The 16,218-nt window shown below is 63.9% G+C and carries 18 protein-coding genes and 1 tRNA gene; 5 read left to right on the top strand and 14 right to left on the bottom strand.

Annotated elements, in window-relative coordinates:
- Nucleotides 1-53 precede the first annotated feature (53 nt).
- On the top strand, nucleotides 54-1,775 hold the full coding sequence (locus tag J5251_RS16895) for a dipeptide ABC transporter ATP-binding protein (RefSeq protein WP_244250708.1): 1,722 nt from the start codon (nucleotides 54-56) through the stop codon (nucleotides 1,773-1,775).
- A complete protein-coding gene (locus J5251_RS16890; RefSeq protein WP_139007150.1) occupies nucleotides 1,750-2,022 on the top strand; it encodes a hypothetical protein in 273 nt (90 codons plus the stop codon). The genes J5251_RS16895 and J5251_RS16890 overlap by 26 nt, the downstream gene beginning before the upstream one ends.
- Before the next feature lie 12 nt (nucleotides 2,023-2,034).
- Here the strand turns inward: J5251_RS16890 and J5251_RS16885 are convergent, their stop codons facing one another.
- The 5 genes from J5251_RS16885 to bcp form a co-directional block, all read right to left on the bottom strand.
- On the bottom strand, nucleotides 2,035-2,979 hold the full coding sequence (locus tag J5251_RS16885; RefSeq protein WP_208574660.1) for an ABC transporter permease: 945 nt from the start codon (nucleotides 2,977-2,979) through the stop codon (nucleotides 2,035-2,037).
- A complete protein-coding gene (locus J5251_RS16880) occupies nucleotides 2,976-3,980 on the bottom strand; it encodes an ABC transporter permease (protein WP_208574659.1) in 1,005 nt (334 codons plus the stop codon). The genes J5251_RS16885 and J5251_RS16880 overlap by 4 nt, the downstream gene beginning before the upstream one ends.
- A 124-nt stretch (nucleotides 3,981-4,104) precedes the next feature.
- Nucleotides 4,105-5,802: an ABC transporter substrate-binding protein gene (locus J5251_RS16875; protein ID WP_208574658.1), complete on the bottom strand. Its 1,698-nt coding sequence runs from the start codon at nucleotides 5,800-5,802 to the stop codon at nucleotides 4,105-4,107.
- A gap of 280 nt (nucleotides 5,803-6,082) precedes the next feature.
- Nucleotides 6,083-6,167, bottom strand: a tRNA-Leu gene (locus J5251_RS16870).
- 114 nt (nucleotides 6,168-6,281) lie between these two features.
- Nucleotides 6,282-6,752 (bottom strand): thioredoxin-dependent thiol peroxidase, encoded by a 471-nt coding sequence (gene bcp, locus J5251_RS16865; protein ID WP_139007146.1) that lies wholly within the window; start codon nucleotides 6,750-6,752, stop codon nucleotides 6,282-6,284.
- 96 nt (nucleotides 6,753-6,848) lie between these two features.
- Between bcp and J5251_RS16860 the strand changes: the two genes are divergently transcribed.
- On the top strand, nucleotides 6,849-7,331 hold the full coding sequence (locus tag J5251_RS16860) for a MarR family winged helix-turn-helix transcriptional regulator (protein ID WP_171059499.1): 483 nt from the start codon (nucleotides 6,849-6,851) through the stop codon (nucleotides 7,329-7,331).
- 155 nt (nucleotides 7,332-7,486) lie between these two features.
- Here J5251_RS16860 and J5251_RS16855 read toward each other — a convergent pair whose 3' ends face one another.
- Nucleotides 7,487-8,218: a DUF72 domain-containing protein gene (locus J5251_RS16855; RefSeq protein WP_208574657.1), complete on the bottom strand. Its 732-nt coding sequence runs from the start codon at nucleotides 8,216-8,218 to the stop codon at nucleotides 7,487-7,489.
- A 568-nt stretch (nucleotides 8,219-8,786) separates the two neighbouring features.
- Nucleotides 8,787-9,089, bottom strand: a complete 303-nt coding sequence (locus J5251_RS16850) for a DUF4193 domain-containing protein (protein ID WP_139007144.1) — start codon at nucleotides 9,087-9,089, stop codon at nucleotides 8,787-8,789.
- A 495-nt stretch (nucleotides 9,090-9,584) separates the two neighbouring features.
- Here J5251_RS16850 and J5251_RS16845 point away from each other — a divergent pair, with 495 nt between their 5' ends.
- On the top strand, nucleotides 9,585-9,746 hold the full coding sequence (locus J5251_RS16845) for a hypothetical protein (RefSeq protein WP_171059521.1): 162 nt from the start codon (nucleotides 9,585-9,587) through the stop codon (nucleotides 9,744-9,746).
- A gap of 390 nt (nucleotides 9,747-10,136) precedes the next feature.
- Here J5251_RS16845 and J5251_RS16835 read toward each other — a convergent pair whose 3' ends face one another.
- The 5 genes from J5251_RS16835 to J5251_RS16815 form a co-directional block, all read right to left on the bottom strand.
- Complete coding sequence (locus J5251_RS16835) at nucleotides 10,137-11,495, bottom strand: MBL fold metallo-hydrolase (protein WP_208576210.1); 1,359 nt, start codon at nucleotides 11,493-11,495, stop codon at nucleotides 10,137-10,139.
- Nucleotides 11,496-11,534: 39 nt separating this feature from the next.
- Complete coding sequence (locus J5251_RS16830) at nucleotides 11,535-11,690, bottom strand: hypothetical protein (RefSeq protein WP_171059520.1); 156 nt, start codon at nucleotides 11,688-11,690, stop codon at nucleotides 11,535-11,537.
- Nucleotides 11,691-11,743: 53 nt separating this feature from the next.
- Nucleotides 11,744-12,613 carry a sulfite exporter TauE/SafE family protein gene (locus J5251_RS16825; protein WP_208574656.1) on the bottom strand — a complete coding sequence of 290 codons (870 nt, stop codon included), beginning with the start codon at nucleotides 12,611-12,613 and terminating at the stop codon, nucleotides 11,744-11,746.
- 37 nt (nucleotides 12,614-12,650) lie between these two features.
- Nucleotides 12,651-12,947 (bottom strand): rhodanese-like domain-containing protein, encoded by a 297-nt coding sequence (locus tag J5251_RS16820; protein ID WP_139007372.1) that lies wholly within the window; start codon nucleotides 12,945-12,947, stop codon nucleotides 12,651-12,653.
- An 83-nt stretch (nucleotides 12,948-13,030) separates the two neighbouring features.
- Entirely contained in the window at nucleotides 13,031-13,624 is a 594-nt protein-coding gene (locus tag J5251_RS16815; RefSeq protein WP_240793287.1) for a rhodanese-like domain-containing protein, read from the bottom strand.
- 124 nt (nucleotides 13,625-13,748) lie between these two features.
- On the opposite strand from J5251_RS16815, the gene J5251_RS16810 reads away from it, so the two are divergent.
- Nucleotides 13,749-14,006, top strand: a complete 258-nt coding sequence (locus tag J5251_RS16810) for a metal-sensitive transcriptional regulator (protein WP_139007370.1) — start codon at nucleotides 13,749-13,751, stop codon at nucleotides 14,004-14,006.
- 100 nt (nucleotides 14,007-14,106) lie between these two features.
- Here the strand turns inward: J5251_RS16810 and J5251_RS16805 are convergent, their stop codons facing one another.
- Together J5251_RS16805 and J5251_RS16800 are read right to left on the bottom strand one after the other, a co-directional pair.
- A complete protein-coding gene (locus tag J5251_RS16805) occupies nucleotides 14,107-14,808 on the bottom strand; it encodes an MFS transporter (RefSeq protein WP_431188610.1) in 702 nt (233 codons plus the stop codon).
- On the bottom strand, nucleotides 14,763-16,172 hold the full coding sequence (locus tag J5251_RS16800; protein ID WP_139007369.1) for an MBL fold metallo-hydrolase: 1,410 nt from the start codon (nucleotides 16,170-16,172) through the stop codon (nucleotides 14,763-14,765). The genes J5251_RS16805 and J5251_RS16800 overlap by 46 nt, the downstream gene beginning before the upstream one ends.
- Nucleotides 16,173-16,218 lie beyond the last annotated feature (46 nt).

Here is a 16,218-nt window from a genome sequence, read left to right as displayed (position 1 = left end):
AAACCTTGGCGAGATGCAGGCCACACCCAGCGTTGATGGGGCACGATAGAGCAATGAGCGAATCTGCCGACGCTGCGCCGCTGCTCGAAGTCAGAAATCTGGCCGTCAATTTCCGGACCACTTACGGCGATGTGCCCGCCGTGCAGGATGCCAGTCTGCGCTTGCATGCGGGCAGGACGCTGGCCATTGTCGGCGAGTCCGGTTCCGGCAAATCGACCACGGCGATGGCCGTCATCGGGCTGTTGCCGAAAAACGGCCGCATCACGGCAGGAAGCATCGTCTTTGACGGCCAGGAACTTGTGGACCTGCCCGAGGATAAAATGCGCAGGATCAGGGGCCGCCAGATCGGATTGGTACCGCAGGATCCGATGTCCAACCTTAATCCGGTCACGAAAATCGGCTCTCAGGTGGCCGAAACCCTGCTGGTTCACGGAATGGCCACGGCCAGGAACGTCGATGTACGGGTGGTGGAAGCGCTGCAGGCCGCCGGATTACCGGACGCGGCCGAACGCGCCAAGCAGTATCCGCACGAATTCTCCGGCGGCATGCGGCAGCGGGCCCTGATCGCCATCGGGCTGGCCTGCCGGCCGCGGCTGCTGATTGCCGACGAGCCTACCTCGGCGCTGGATGTCACGGTGCAACGGACCATCCTGGACCAGATCGACCGAATGACAGAAGAACTGGATACATCCGTCCTGTTGATCACCCATGATTTGGGCCTCGCGGCGGAACGGGCTTCGGAGCTGGTGGTGATGCACCGCGGCAGAGTTGTGGAGACCGGGCCCGCCGAACAGCTGCTCAATGACCCGCAGCACCCGTACACCCAGTCCCTGGTCAAAGCTGCACCGAGTGTGGCGGCTGTGCGGCTACAGCCGGGCGCCTACACGGCAAGTGCCGACGAACGGATCCGGCATGCGGAAGAAACGTTCTCCGAACATGCGGGAACCGCCGCTGAGCCGCAGCGGACCGACAACATCGTGCAGTTGCGGGACCTCACCAAGATCTACAAGATCAGGGGAAAATCGGAAGACTTCTACGCCGCCAGGAATGTCACTCTGGATGTGCCGCGGGGACGGACAGTGGCCATCGTGGGGGAGTCAGGATCCGGGAAGACGACCACGGCGCGGATGCTGCTGAAACTGATCGAGCCCTCAAGCGGCACCATGACGTTCGACGGAATGGACGTGGCCAGGCTGACCAAGGTACAGCTGCGTGATTTCCGGCAGCGCGTCCAGCCGGTGTTCCAGGATCCCTATTCTTCGCTGAACCCGATGTTCACCGTTGGACGGATCGTCGAGGAACCTTTGAGTACCTATAAAAGAGGTAACGCCCAACAGCGTGCGGCGCGTGTGCGTGAGCTGATGGACCAGGTGGCCCTGCCTCACAGCATGCTTCGCCGCTACCCGTCCGAACTCTCCGGCGGCCAGCGCCAGCGTGTGGCCATTGCCCGTGCCTTGGCGCTGAAGCCGGAACTGTTGATTTGCGATGAACCCGTGTCGGCCCTTGATGTTCTGGTTCAGGCACAGATCCTGAAACTGCTGGGTGACCTGCAAGCCGAAATGGGCCTCAGCTACCTCTTCATTTCTCACGATCTGGCCGTCGTCCGTTTAATCTCGGACTATGTCTGCGTCATGAAGGACGGTGAAATCGTCGAGTCCGACACTTCGGAGGAGGTCTTTACGAATCCCCGCCATCCTTACACCCGGCAGCTGCTTGCCTCCATCCCGGGCAATGAGTTGGAGATCTACGATGACGACGCCGGCATTGCCTCCTGACGACGAACACCGTCCGGAGGGCTTTGGTTTCAGGACCGGAGTCCGCAGCGAGGCTGTTGCAGTCGGGTGTGCGGTGTTCGTCCTCGTCCTCGGCACGGTTCTGCTAATCATCGGCGCCGTGATTTTTGCCGCGGAAGGGCAGTGGGGCTTTGTACTCGGACTGGCGGTCTTGGAGCTGCTGTTTATCGCCGGATTCGTTGCGATGATGCACATGGCCAGGCAACGCCACCGGCCGCGCCCCGACTGACCGGTCGGCTATTTATTTCTGGCGGGACTTGGGATCCAGCGCTTCCCGCAAGGACTCGCCGAGGAGAGTGAAGCCCAAGGCCGTGATGGCTATGCAGAGACCCGGCAGGAAGGCCAGCTGAGGTGCAATGCCGAGCTCGTCCTGGGCATAGGTCAGCATGCGGCCCCACTCGGCGGTCTGCGGCCGGCCGCCGCCCAAACCGAGAAAGGACAGCGCAGCCGCGTCGATGACCGCGGTGGCCAAGGTCAGGGTTGCCTGGACAATTACGGGGCCGACGCTGTTGGGCAGCAGATGGCTCATGGTGATGGTGCCCCGGCTCAGGCCAAGGGTCTGCGCGGCCAGGATGTAGTCCGCACCACGCTGGGAAATCATGGAAGATCGCAGCAGCCTGGCGAAAATCGGAACCTGGGACACCCCGATGGCGATCATGATCGCGTAGGCTCCCTGTCCGAGGGCAGCGGCAATGGACACGGCCAGCAGCAGGTTCGGGACCGACAGCAGGATATCCACCAGCCGCATGATCACGTTGTCCACCCAGCCGCCGAAGCCGCCCGCGAGCACGCCCAACAGCATTCCCCCGGCGAGGCCCAGTGCCGTAGAGACGACACCGATCAGCAGCGACGACTGCGCACCCCAAATGAGCTTGCTGAGCAGATCTCCGCCGAAGCGGTCCAAGCCGAGGACAAATCCGGGAACTTCACCCGGTCCCGGGATATGGGTCGGCGTGATGTGGGTGCGTCCCGGCAAGTCCTCGCCGCCGTAGGGGGCCAGCACCGGTGCCAGCGCAGCGACGAGCAGGAACGCCATGACGATGATGGCCCCGGCAATGGCCTGCGGGTTGCGGCGCAGCCGGTAGAACGCGTCCTTCCAGAGACTGGTTCCGCCGGAGTCAGGTAACACGGGATCTTTGCTGGCGGAGTCGTTCCCGCCCGGAGCGGGGGGAAGAGTTGTGCTCATTGGACACGCACCCTCGGGTCAATGACGCTGTAGGAAATATCGACGATGAGGTTGATCAGGGAATAGAGGATCGCGATGAAGATGATGAACCCCTGGAGAACCGGGTAATCGAGATTAAAGATCGCATCGCGCAGGAAACGGCCGATGCCGCTGAAAGCAAAGACTGTCTCGGTCAGAACGGCACCGGATATCAGCAAACCCAGCTGCAGGCCGATGGTGGTGGTTACCGGAAGCATGGCGTTGCGCAGGATAAAGCGGTTGCGGATGGTTCTTTCGAGCAATCCTTTGGCCTTTGCAGTTCGCACGTAATCAGCGTTCTGGACTTCCAGAACCGAGGCGCGGGTGATCCGCACGATGATGGCCAGGGGGATGGTTCCCAAGGCAATGCCGGGCAGGACCAGGTGCATGAAGGCGTCCCAGGAGGCATCCCATTCCCGCGTCAGGAGACCGTCGAGTACGTAGAAGTCCGTCACATGGGTGGCGTTGATCCGGGGGTTCTGCCGGCCATCTGTAGGGAAGACCGGGATCTTGATTGCGAAGAGCCATTTCAAGATGAAGGCCAGGAAGAAGACCGGAATCGTGATGCCGATCAGGCTCAGGACAACGGAGCCGTGGTCCGGCCAGCGGCCGTAGTGCTTCGCGGCAAGGTAGCCGAGCGGAATACCGATCCCGATGGCGAAGATGAGCGCTACGATCGTCAGTTCCAAAGTCGCGGGAAAACGCGTGGCGAATTCTTCCAGTACCGGACGGCCGGTCAGCAGCGACGTACCGAAGTCTCCCTGAAGGAGCTTGCCCATGTAAATGAAGTACTGCTCGATGAGCGGACGGTTGAAGCCGTACAGCTCGTTGATTCTTTCGACCGCCTCCGGTGTTGCACGGTCCCCGAGCAGAGCGGTGGCGGGTCCGCCTGGGAGGCTCCGCACCCAGAGGAACAACAGGATCGATAACCCCAGCAGGGTCGGAACGAGCAACGCCAGGCGTTTGCCGATGACTCTTAACACTGTGTCCTTTCGCCCGGCTGTCTACGGTGTGGACTCTAAATAGGCCCGCTCGTCCGGCCCGGGCGCAATAAGGCCCGGACCGGACGACTACGGAGCAGCACGCTTCTAGCTGGTTGCGCCGGCGCTATTCGCTGAGCTTGATCATGTTGAAGACCTCGTCGTTGACCGGGCTGGCCGGGTAGGACTCTACGCGCGGAGCGAAGCCCAGGGACGGGGCAGGGTGTGCCAGCGGGATCGCCGGAATGTACTCCGCGATGTCCGCATTGATCTCTTCGTACAGCGGAGTCTGCTCTTCCAGTTTGCTGACCTGACGCGCTTCGTCCAAGGCCTTGAATAGGTCAGGATTGTTGAAACCGAACTCTGGCTTCTCCCGGCCGAAGAAGACACCGACAAAATTGTCTGTGTCGTTGTAGTCCCCGGTCCAGCCCAGCAGATGGATGCCATGGTCAGAGCTGCCCTGGACCCGGTCGAGATAATCGGGAGACCACTTGTCCGGCGCCGCTTCGATGGTGATTCCCACTTCTTCAAGCTGGGCGCTCAGGTTGGTGAAGACCTGTTCCGGAGTCGGCATGTACGGCCGGGAGACGCCCGTGGGGTAGTTGAACTCCAGGGTCAAGCCGTCGCCATAACCTGCTTCTGCCAAAAGCTCCTTGGCCCGTTCCGGGTCGTATTCGTACGTGGGCACGTCTTCGTTGTAACCGTTGACGATCGGCGGGATGAACTGGCTGGCAACCTGCGTCCCTTCGGGCAGGGTCTGCCGCACCAGGGCTTCCTTGTCGATGGCGTGCGACAGTGCCTGGCGGACCAAAGGATCTGCCAGCGCCTCGACTTCCTGGTTGATGCCAAGGTAGAGAATTGTGAAGGGGTCGCGGTTGATGATCTTGAAACCGGCATCTGCCAGCGCTTTAGTGTCGGCAGGAGCCACGAGGTCATAGCCGTCAATGGTCCCGGCTTCGAGGGACTGGCGGCGGGCCTGCGGATCGTCCAGGACCCGGAAGATGACCTTCTGGACCTGGCCCTGTTCTCCCCAGTAGCCGTCGAACGCGGAGACCTCGACCTGCTGGCCTACATCCCAGCTGTCGAACTTGAACGGCCCTGTGCCCACGGGGTGGGCCTTGGCATACTCGCTCAGGACCGGGGCTTCGGCTGACCCGCCGATGTCATCGGCGTTGAATTCCTTGAGGGCCGTCGGACTCTGCATCGCGAAGGCCGGGAGGGACAGGGCTGCGATGAACCCGGCGAATGGCTGTGCCAGATTGACGGTCACTTCCGTCTCGCTCACTGCTTCGCAGGAATCATAAACGGCAGTGTCCGGGCTGTCCGAAAACCCCCGGAACAGCGAGTTGTAGTAGTAGCTCACCGATTCGGACTGCTGCAGCCCCTCGAAGTTGTACCAACGGTCAAAGTTGAAACAGACTGCTTCGGCGTTGAAGGCGGTGTCGTCGTGGAACTTAACGCCTTCCTTCAGCTGGAAAGTGTAGGACAGGCCGTCATCGGAATTTTCCCACGATTCGGCCAGCAAGGGAGCCGGATCAGCGGTGCCCGGTTCCACTCCCACGAGCCCTTCGAAGATTTGGCGGCTGACACGGAATGACTCACCGTCACTGGCGAAGGCCGGGTCGAGGGACTTCGGGTCGGAGGAGGCAGCAAAGATGAAGGTGGAGTTGACGCCCGTGTCCTCTCCGTTCCCTCCTGTAGCGCCGCGCTCGCTTTCGGCGCAGCCGGTCAGTATGAGGGCGCCGGCGGCAAGCCCTGCTGTTATCGCGGCCGTACGCCGGCGTGCGCGTCGCCATCTGCCCGGTGTTGTGCCCCTGAACGACATGAATTTCTCCTCGCCAACGAGTGATGTCTGGACAGCGCGGAGGTCTGCGCGCCCGGGCCTCCCGTGTTGTACACGGGTCTGCTTGTTGAGAGCCTAGTCACAAGTTCAAAGGAAAGCATCGCTTTCACACTTGGTTCGGTGCAAATACCATCACAATTTGGTCACGCGGCCCGGATGGTGTGCCGACGTTGAGCCGGGCGCAGGCGTGGCGAACGACGACGCCGGGACGCCGCTTAACGACGAAACGGTTCCCGTGAGAACGGGAACCGTTTTCTTTACATGGTGCGCAAGGCGGGACTTGAACCCGCACGTCCGAAGACACTGGAACCTAAATCCAGCGCGTCTGCCAATTTCGCCACTCGCGCAGTGCTCTACGGCGTAGCCGCAAGCCAGCATCAATTGTACCTGCTCCCGGCCTCCGGCTGGTGCAGTCTGGTCCCAGACTGTTAAGGCCGGAAGCCTGGGTGATACAAACAGGGTTAGTCGAGCCCAAGGTCCCGGCGCAGTTTCGCTACGTGTCCCGTAGCCCGAACGTTGTACTGTGCCAACGAGATCTTGCCCTCAGGGCCCACGACGATAGTGGAGCGGATCAGCCCCTCGTAGGTCTTCCCGTAGTTCTTCTTCTCACCCCAGGCGCCGTAAGACTCGGCAACCGAGTGGTCCTCGTCGGAGAGTAGCGGGAAGTTCAGTTCTTCCTTTTCTGTGAACTTTACGAGTTTCGGAAGCGGATCGGGCGAGATCCCGACCACGTCGTAACCGGCTCCCTGCAGCGAAGCGATGTTGTCGCGGAAATCGCAGGCTTCCTTGGTGCAGCCTGGCGTGGATGCCGCAGGGTAGAAATAGACGACGACGTTGCGGCCGCGGAAATCAGTCAGGGAGACATTGTTCCCGGTGGAATCCTGCAGTGTAAAAGCGGGGGCGTCGTCGCCTGAAGTCAATCGTTCGGCCATTCCGGCAGCTCCTTTGTAGGTTGGTACGTCGCACCTAGCTTAGCCAATTGTGCACATCGGCCCTCATGAGAGAAGCATGCTGGCTATAATCGGATAATGCCGGATTTAAACAACTGGCCGACGCCACGGTTGCTGTCAACTGCCGCGCGATTGGTCGAGCATGCTTGGAATGAAAAGCTCGCCTCCCTGGGGCTGACCCATGCGGGCGTCATCGCGCTGGAAGTCCTCGACGGTGAAGGGCCTCTGGCGCAGGCCCAACTCGCTGCCAAAGTACGTGTGCAGGCGCAGACAATGGGGAAGACCCTGTCCAGGCTGGAGGCGCATGGGCACATTACGCGCGTTCGCAACCAAGCTGACAGGCGGTCGCAGCAGGTAGCTGTTTCCGAATTGGGCCAGACGGCGCTTCAACAGGCTCGGGAGCTTGAACGGAACCTGACTCCCGGCGGGGAAGTCGGAGTAGAGGAACTGCGCGACCGGCTGGCGGCAGTGATTCGACGGCTCGGTTCCACGCGTTGGGGCGGGGACATTCCGGACACCATGCCGATGGCGGCTGACGAGCGTCTGCCAGACAAGAGCTGAACCCCCAGGGGAGTTGTAGCTGCAGGATTTTTCGAGGCGGGAACGCACCGAGCCGGATCAGGTTCCGGCCGCGGGACGTTCCCGTTTCTGCGCCGCAATGGGCCTGGCGAAGGGCTTCGTGTCATGAAGGATTCGCAGGGATTGCCCGCGTCGTCTCAGTCTTGGCCGAGGAAGTGGCGCAGCGTGGCTGCGTTGTGGACGGCGTGCCCATGGCCGTCGTTGTTGAAATACACGAAGATGTCTTTCCCGCCGGCGTCCCATTCGCGGATCCTCCCCGCCCACCAGCCTAGGTCCTGATCGGAGTAGGACCCGGCATAGAGATGGTTGTGGTCGGGGCCGTGTAAGCGCACGTAGACGAAAGGCGCCGTGGCTTCCAGGACGCACGGTAGGTTGGCACCACTCATGATGCAGTAAGCGGCGCCGTGGTGTGCCAGCAGCGCGTATATGTCCGGGTGGTGCCAGCTGGCGTGCCGGAACTCGACAGTGACCCGGATCCATCCCGGTAGCCGGTCCAGGAAGTAGCCGAGACGGGCATCGTCTCGTTCCATGCCCGGCGGCAGCTGCACCAGCAGGACGGCGCGCTTGTCGGCCAGCTCGTGCCAGGAGGACTTGATCCGCTGGATCCAAAGCTCCGGCGCGTAGAGCTTCTTGGCGTGGGTGAGCCCACGGGGTGCTTTGACCGAAAGGGCGAATCCGTTGGGGAGCCGGCGCCGCCAACCGGCGAACGTGCCATCGCGCGGCCAACGGTAGAAGCTGGCGTTCAGCTCAACGGTGTCGAACCGGCGCACGTAATGGCCCAGGCGGTCCCGGGATAAGGTGCCGCCCGGGTACAGGACGTGGTCCCAGTGGGCATAGCTCCAACCGGAGGTGCCGATTCGGATGCTCAATGGCACGCACCTTCGCCGCGCAGCACGTCCTTCAATGTCTTCACGCTTTTCACATGGCGAGCATACTGTGCTGCCCATTCCACCTCGTGCCCCCCGTTACCTAGTAGGCTGCTTGATCCCTGGAGGTTCTCAGAACGACTCTCCCGGAAGACAGGAATCGCCGGGCGCTTTCTGTGGAGGGGTCGTCCACAGTCGGGGGCCCGTGCCTCTATACGCGGCAGTCGGTGTGGACACCCTGTGGAGGGGCGGCTGGGTGTGGGAAGGCCCGGGCCACACCTTGCCCATGCGGGTCTAGGATGGTTCCTCCCCACCGAGAGAGGAGACGTTCATATCCCTAGACCACTTGAGCTGGTTCGGTCAGTCTTGGATCAGCAGATGGCGAGAGTTGAAGCTGGAGCCCGTGCTACTGGGGAGTGCAAGGACTGTCAGCGGCCGGCTCGTCTCGGCTCATCGGGTGCGGGGCACGGCAGGACTTTGGGGAGGCCTGCCGGCCCCGGCACTCGAATACCTCCGGTCAGGCTTCGGTGCCGGAACCGCGCTGCCCCACGCCTGAGCACAGCTTGAGGGCTTAGGCTTCGCAGTCTTTGCAGTAAGCATGGGTGCCCTGCTGCCGGGCGATCTGGGAGCGGTGCCTGACGAGGAAGCAGGAGTAGCAGGTGAATTCGTCGTCGGCCTGCGGGATGACCTGGACGTTGAGCTCCTCGGCGATGAATTCGCCGCCGGGAACGCCGGCCCCGTCCAGGCCGTCTGCCTCATCCAGTTCCAGGGTGACACTGCGGGCGCTCGGTGCATTTGCGGACTGCAGTGCCTCCAAGGACTTTTCCTGGGACTCCTTGACGTCGGCACGAACCTCGTCGTAATCGGTTGCCACTTGGTTTGTTCTCTTTTCTTTCAAAGTTGGATGAACGCCGTACAACGTACAGCACCGCCCGGCTATTCCCGGTCAAGGGACGCCATAACCTGCATATGCGGGCTGTTGCCCGGTGTCCAGGGCTGTTGGGGGAGCCGGGCTGCTTCGAAGCCCTGTAAGTGTAAGGCCGCACCACCGAACCGAAAAAGTCCAGGGCGCCAGCATCCATCCGCAGGCGAAGAATCAGCCAAGACATCAGGAACGGTCACGGATCCAAACCCGGAGGATCCCCATGTGCCTGAGCCGGAGAGACGGCAAAAACGTGCGGACCCACGCTAACGTACGCACCGTATTGGTGGTGCTCCCGTCCTATCATGGCTCGTTCTGAGAGGCCCCACTGGAACAGGATCCGTCCGCCGTTGAGTTCCTGTCCAAGATCTGCTGTTCTGAAGAAACCGGTCCGACGCGCTGCATCGTTGCAGGCTGGAGGAATGGAACGGCGGCACAATGAACAACATGGGGAAAACAGCTTTCAGGTTCGGCTATGCCGCGCTGGCACTACTCGCTCTGGGGGCCGCAGCCACGGGGCATATGATCGTGCAGGAAATCGGCGAAGCCCTAGCCGTTGGGTGGACCACAGCAGACGGTGAAGCGGCAGCCGCACGATCTCACGGCTAGGCGAACGCCAGATCCTCAATGCTTATCCGGGGAGCTTGAGGTTTTGCCGTCCGTCGAAGCCGGGGACTGGTGACGGTCTACCGGGAGAGCGTCACCAGGGCGGCTTTTAGCCGATTGTCGGCGTCGTCGGCCACCTCGCGGATGGCCGCGGTGCCGGCTAGCTGGACCATGGTCTGGGGGATCGATGGATTCCACCGTGGTCTCCGAGGCTTTGGGAGCGCCGCGGACGACGACGTTGCACGGCAGAAGGGCGCCGAGCTGTGGCTCGGCGGAAATGCCGCATTGGGGGAGTCGAGGGCTTCGCAGGTGCGTGGGACGGCGTCGTCCCAGGCGAGCGGGACCGTGATGGAGTGCGTGTAGGCGATGGTTTTCCTTGTCTGCGGTTGAGGGTCAGTGCTGGTTTTCTGCGAGTTTGAGTCCGGATTTTTCCGCGTCGTTGAACTTGGCGTCGATGTGGACGACGTTGCAGCCGTCGCGCTGCAGGAGACTTGCCGCGACAGAGGCGCGGTAGCCCGAGCCGCAGTGCACCCACAGCCGTCCGGCGGGCACTTCATCCATGCGCCGGAGTAGATCGTGCAGCGGGACGTTGACCGCCCCTTCGATGTGGGATTGTTCGAATTCGTCGCTGCGCCTGACGTCCAGGATGGTGTCGCTCTCCGGTTTTCCTTGTACTTCCTTCCAACTGACGCTGTCATAGGACGAGACGGGTGCCTCGGGTGCGAGTTCTTCCGGTGCGGCGCCGATGGCCGCGTCCGGGTTGTCGATACCGATGCGGGAGAGGTCCCGGATGGCGTTTTCGACGTCCCGGCGTTCACCCACGAGCGTCAGCTGTTCGTTCCAGGGCAGGCCCCAGCCGAGGAAGGCGGTGAATTTGGTGCCGTCGCCGTACTCGAAGCTGACGCTGCCGCTGAGGTGGGTGTTGGCAAAGGCGACCCGGTTCCGCAGGTCCACGACCCACTCTCCCTGCTCCAGTCGCGACTGCAGCTCGTCCGCTGCCAAGGAACCTGGCACCTCCAGGTTTGGTGGTGTGGGGCCGGCCATGTTGATGGGCGCCATGTGCGCGTAGTAGGAGGGGTAGGCCGTGAGATTGTGGATGAGTTCGCGGACGAAGTGGTCCTCGTCGGGATCGGTCAGGGCGTGGTTGTCCCGCAGCTGCTCGCCGATGGTGGAGGATTCGGCTCCGCTGGCAGGACCTGAGGAGCAGAAGGAGCCGAAGCCGTGTGTCGGATAGAGTCCCGCGTCCTTGTCCGCCTCCTGCGCGAGCCGCCGCACGGAGGCGTACTGGGGGTGGGTGAGCGGGACGGTGTCTTCCTCGCTGACCAGGTCGGTGCGGCCCACCGAGCCGTAGAGCAGGCTGCCGCCGGAGAAGACCGCCTGCTGGTCGCCGTCCGTGACGATGTAGGACAGGTGGTGGTGGGTATGACCGGGAGTGGCGACGGCTTTGAGGGTCAGTTTCCCGGCGTGCACCGTTTCGCCGTCTGAGATCGGCTGCCGGCTGTACGGGACGTCATCTGCTGCGTTGACCAGGTACGCCGCGCCATGGTCTTTGGCAAGCTGCAGTCCGCCGGTGACGTAGTCGTTATGGATGTGGGTCTCGGCGACATGCGTGATCCGCACACCCGCATCGGAGACGGCCTTGTCTATCCGGTCGGTGTCCCGCTGGGGGTCAATGACCAGGCCTACTTCGCCGTCGTGGACCAGATAAGTGCGGTCGCCCAGCTGGGGCGTTTCGATCGTGATTACCTCCATGCCGGATTCATCCTTGACGGCGGTCATCTGATCGCCACGTTACCGCTCGGGCCTCCCTTGCGGTACCCGTAGGGGTGTTGACGGCGGTGCCGGGCTCAGCTGTGCCCGGGCGGTTGGCCGCAGGATCAGGACGGTGGCTGCGGTGACGCGAAGCGCCACCTGCAGGGCGATGAACGCCGTAGTAAACGACTTCATGACCCCAGGATCGAGACCGGTTTGTCCTTGCGGTGTCGGGTGTTCGCCCGCTCCTACAGGGCCGTTGCCGGGACTCTGCGGAGGGGGCAGGCCGGAACCGCGTAGCGGCAGGTGATGGCAGCGGCGGCCAGCACCGCGGCGGTGATGACGACGATGGTGTTCGCGGGTGCGGGGAGTTCCTGGACGAGGACGAAGACACCCATGGCCAGGACGAAGATGCCGAAGGCTTTGCGCAGGGCCGCTTCGGGGATGTGGCCGGCGAGGCGGGAACCGATGACCGATCCGACGATGGCGGTCGCGGTAACCCCGGCGACGAGGCCCCAGTCGAGGCTGACGATGGTGAGGTAGCCGCCGAGTCCGGCGAAGGATTTCATCGCGATGACGACCAGGGAGGTACCGACGGCGACGGGCATGGAAAGGCCGCCGAGGAGGGCCAGTGCCGGGACGACCAGGAACCCGCCGCCGGCGCCGACGAGCCCGGTGACGAGCCCCACGATGAGGCCTTCGATAATCACCTTGAAGACGGGCAACTCGCTGTTGTGGGTGGCTGCGGTCTTGTTTTTGCGGCCGCGGATCATGGCCAGAGAGGTGGCGACCATCATCAGGGCGAAGGCGATCATCAGGATTGTGCCGGGGATGTGACCGCCGAGCAGGCCGCCGGCGAAGGCTCCGCCCATGCCGGCGGCGCCGAAGACCAGACCGGTGCGCCACTTCACACGGCCTTTCCTGGCGTGGGCGATGGAGCTGGCGGCCGACGTCGCGCCGACCACGAACAGGGAAGCCGCGATGGCTTCCTTAGGGTCAAGGCCGGCCACATACGTCAGGATGGGGACGGTGAGGATGGAACCCCCGCCGCCGAGCAGGCCGAGGGAGAGCCCGATGACGACGGAGAGGAGCAGGGTGGCCGCAAGGGCGAGGCTCATGTGATCTGTCCTTGTCTTTTGCCTGTCGGCGGGCTGGTTAGCGGACCGGCAGGCCGGCGGCCTGCCAGTCCGTCATGCCCCCGGTCATGGTGTCGGCGGTGTAGCCGGCGGCGTTGAGCGCGTCCGCGACCCGGGCGCTGCGGTTTCCGCTGCGGCAGACCGCGATAACGGGGCGGGTGCGGTCGAGCTCCGTGATGCGGGCGTTGAGGTCACCCATGGGGATGTGCAGGGCTTCGGGGATCATGCCCTCGGCGGTTTCGAAATCTTCGCGGACATCGATGATTTGGTCGCGGGTGCGGCGGTCATTGGTGTCCTGGACGGTGGTTTCGGCCATGACGGCTCCTTCTGATGCATCGGAAAAGGTGGTTCCCGCCCGGTGTGGGGCCCGGGCGGGAACCGGCTTAGGGGGTAGGGGGGTCAGGCGGAAGCGGCGGGTAGTTGGCCGATGGCACTCTTGGCGGTGGGCTCGGCTGCAGTCTTGTTCCACGGCATCTTGGACAGGGCTTTGCCCATGGCGCAGGTGTTGGTGGCCGCGGAGAAGGTCAGGCCGGTGCCGATGGCGCCGGCGAGGAGGCGCAGCTTGGGGGAAACGAACTTGCCCGCGAGCAGTCCGCCGACCACGAGGGTGCCGGCCGCCATGCGGACCTGGCGTTCGAGGTCCCAGTGCTGGGCGCTGCGGACAACGTCGCCGCCGGCGGCAGCGAAACCGGGGACGCCGCCGGTGAGCACACGGGCCGAGCCGATCCCTACGGTGCCCAGGCGCTGGCGGGCCTGCTCGGCGCGGACGCCGGACTGGCAGACCAGAACCACCCGGGCGCCGAGTCGTTCGGCGAGCTCGTCCGTGTGCTCGGAGAGCAGCGGCAGCGGCACGTTGTAGGAACCGCGGATGTGCATGGTTTCGAACTCGGCGGCGGAGCGCACATCGATCACGATCAGGTCCTCGTGCTGATCCAGCCACTCACGCAGGGTCTGCGCGTCGAGGGCGGTCACGGTGGAAGTTTTGGAAGCCAAAGGGGGAGTGTCCTTTCCAAAGGTGTAGGTGTTCCGCAAACAGTCTGGCACATACCCCATGGGGTATGCAAGACACCCTAGGGGGTATACAATGGCGGAAGGCTTTCAATCCGAGGAGAACACCATGCAGCTCGACACCACCGAACTCACCCCGGTCATCAACCGGCTCAAGCGCGCGCAGGGCCAGCTTGCCGCCGTAACGCGCATGCTGGAGGAGGGCCGCGACTGCAAGGACGTCGTCACCCAGCTCGCCGCCGTATCCAAAGCGCTGGACCGGGCGGGCTTCGCCATCATCTCCACCGGTCTCGAGCAGTGCCTGGCCAAGCAGGACAACTCCCTCGACAAGAAGGAGCTGGAAAAGCTGTTCCTCTCTCTGGCCTGAGCGGATACATCGGCAGGACCGGACAAGGCGACCCCGCGCGGTGTATTGCGCGGGGTCGCCTTTGCGCGGGGTGGGGGTCCGTGGTGTTGGTGTGACGGGCCTACCGGGTCCGGGGCGGGAGCGTTTCGTACATCCTGGCGGCCACGACGGCCGCGGTGCCTGCGCTGAGGGCCGCCGCTGCCCAGACGGCGGCGTGCAGGCCCATGAGGTCCGCGATGATTCCGCCCAGGACGGCGCCGACGGCGTAGCCGAGGTCGCGCCAGACCCGGTAGATCCCGACCGCCCGGCCGCGCCACGCCGGGTGGGCGACGTCTCCGACCACGGCCAGCAGCGTCGGGTAAACCATCGCCGTGCCGGCTCCCAGCAGCCCCGTTCCTGCGGCCCAGCCGGTGAACGCATCGGAGGCCGCGATGACCGCCAGGGCTGCGGCCTGCAGTGCCATGCCCGCCGTGATCAGGTGTTTCCTGCCGATCCTGTCTGACAAGGCTCCGGTGACCAGTTGGCCCGCTCCCCAGACGCCGGGGTAGAGCGCGAACAGCAGTCCGATCTGTGCCGCCGGCAGGCCGGCGGTGGCGAAGAGGAGCGGGAACAGGCCCCAGGAGAGGCCGAAGTTGAGGTTGTTGACCAGGCCGGCCAGGCTGGCAGATGACAGGGCCGGTTCCCGCAGGCTGGTCTGCAGCAGGATTTGCCGGTCGGTCAGGTCCTGATTGGGCCCGCACGTTCGTGCGGACCCATCACGAATTGTGTGGGTAGTGGCTAGCGGACCGGGGTGTCCGCTCCGGCGTTCTTCCAGGCTTCCCACCCGGCGTAGCTGCCGTCGAGCTCGACAACGTCGTACCCTGCACGGCGCAGGGCGGTGGCGGCCACAGAGTTACGCACCCCGCTCTGGCAGTACGTCACGATGGTTCCCTCGGCCGGAAGCTTGTCCCGGTGCCAGAGCACCCGGCCGGCGCTGAGCTGTTCGGAGCCGGGGATGTGCCCGGCAGTGTGTTCGGTTTTGTTCCGCACGTCCAGCACCAGGGCGGCATCGAAGCTTTCGAGGTCCTCGGGACGAAGCAGTGCCGGAACCGTGATCGGCAGCCCGTCCAGGCCCGTGGTGTATCCGGTCACATTGTCGATGCCGACGCGCACAAGGTGGTCCCACATCTTTTGTGCGGCGTTCTGGTCCGGCGCGAGCAGGACCAGCGGGCGGTTGTCCGTCTCCGGGTCATAGGCCCAGGCGCCGAAACTGGCGGCTTTGTTGCCGGCCGGGATGTTCAGCGCGCCGGCCACGGTCCCTTCATGGACCTGCCCGTTGGGACGGGTATCGACGAAGGTCACCTTGTCCGCGGCCAGGTCCGCGGCGATCGCTTGGTTGTCCAGTTCGGGCAGAGGTGCGCGTTCGCCCATGATCTCGGGGCCGAGGCGGTTCTGGCGCTTCATCCGCCCGAAGTACGCGTGCGCGTCGGGTTGGCCGTCGAGCAGTTCGTCGATGAAGCCCTGTTCGTCGTTGGCCTCCAGGTACTTGCCCCACCAGGAGTAGAGGCGCTCGTAGCCGACCGTGGTCGACGGGATCGCGCCCAAAGCCTTGCCGCAGGCGCTTCCTGATCCGTGGCCCGGGTACACCTGGACGTGGTCCGGCAACGCCAGGAACTTGTTGCGCAGGCTGACGAAGAGCTGCTTCGCGCCTTCGAAGCGGGTGTCGACGCCGCCGGCCGCCTCGTCGAGCAGGTCCGGACGGCCCAGGTCGCCGGCGAACACGAAATCGCCGGAGAGCAGGTAGCCTGGCTGGTCGCTGAAGGCGCCGTCGGTGACCAGGAAGGAGAGGTGCTCCGGGGTGTGCCCGGGGGTGTGCAGGGCCTGGACGGTAATGTTTCCGACCGAAATCCCATCGCCGTCGCTGAGCCGCATGCCGTCGAAGCCATACTGCCAGTCCGTGCCGCCTTCACCGGAAACATAGATGTCCGCGCCGGTGGCCGCGGCCAGTTCGCGGGTGCCCGAGAGGTAGTCGGCGTGGATGTGCGTCTCCGCCACCGCGACGATCTTCATCCCGTTGGCCTTGGCCAGGTCGAGATACACGTCGGTGTCACGGCGGGCGTCGACCACCACGGCCTCGCCCTTGCGCTGGCAGCCGATGAAATAGCCGGCCTGGGCCAGATCCTCGTCATAAATTCGCTCGAGCAGCATGTCGTCTCCTTGTCATCGCGCTTTTTATGTACCCCGGGGGGTATCG

This window comes from Arthrobacter crystallopoietes, assembly GCF_017603825.1.
Lineage (GTDB): Bacteria > Actinomycetota > Actinomycetes > Actinomycetales > Micrococcaceae > Crystallibacter > Crystallibacter crystallopoietes_B.
Note: the sequence above shows the minus strand (reverse complement) of the source record. Positions and strands in the feature narration are given on the sequence as shown.

Bases quoted from the DNA above. Each gene is read 5' to 3' on its own strand.
- J5251_RS16845 (WP_171059521.1), top strand. From the start codon at position 9,585: ATGGGGAAAACAGCTTTCAGGTTCGGCTATGCCGCGCTGGCACTACTC.
- J5251_RS16860 (WP_171059499.1), top strand. From the start codon at position 6,849: ATGCCGGATTTAAACAACTGGCCGACGCCACGGTTGCTGTCAACTGCC.
- J5251_RS16830 (WP_171059520.1), bottom strand. From the start codon at position 11,690: ATGAAGTCGTTTACTACGGCGTTCATCGCCCTGCAGGTGGCGCTTCGC.
- J5251_RS16835 (WP_208576210.1), bottom strand. From the start codon at position 11,495: ATGGAGGTAATCACGATCGAAACGCCCCAGCTGGGCGACCGCACTTAT.
- J5251_RS16810 (WP_139007370.1), top strand. From the start codon at position 13,749: ATGCAGCTCGACACCACCGAACTCACCCCGGTCATCAACCGGCTCAAG.
- J5251_RS16820 (WP_139007372.1), bottom strand. From the start codon at position 12,947: ATGGCCGAAACCACCGTCCAGGACACCAATGACCGCCGCACCCGCGAC.
- bcp (WP_139007146.1), bottom strand. From the start codon at position 6,752: ATGGCCGAACGATTGACTTCAGGCGACGACGCCCCCGCTTTTACACTG.
- J5251_RS16825 (WP_208574656.1), bottom strand. From the start codon at position 12,613: ATGAGCCTCGCCCTTGCGGCCACCCTGCTCCTCTCCGTCGTCATCGGG.
- J5251_RS16885 (WP_208574660.1), bottom strand. From the start codon at position 2,979: ATGAGCACAACTCTTCCCCCCGCTCCGGGCGGGAACGACTCCGCCAGC.
- J5251_RS16800 (WP_139007369.1), bottom strand. From the start codon at position 16,172: ATGCTGCTCGAGCGAATTTATGACGAGGATCTGGCCCAGGCCGGCTAT.
- J5251_RS16895 (WP_244250708.1), top strand. From the start codon at position 54: ATGAGCGAATCTGCCGACGCTGCGCCGCTGCTCGAAGTCAGAAATCTG.
- J5251_RS16875 (WP_208574658.1), bottom strand. From the start codon at position 5,802: ATGTCGTTCAGGGGCACAACACCGGGCAGATGGCGACGCGCACGCCGG.
- J5251_RS16890 (WP_139007150.1), top strand. From the start codon at position 1,750: ATGACGACGCCGGCATTGCCTCCTGACGACGAACACCGTCCGGAGGGC.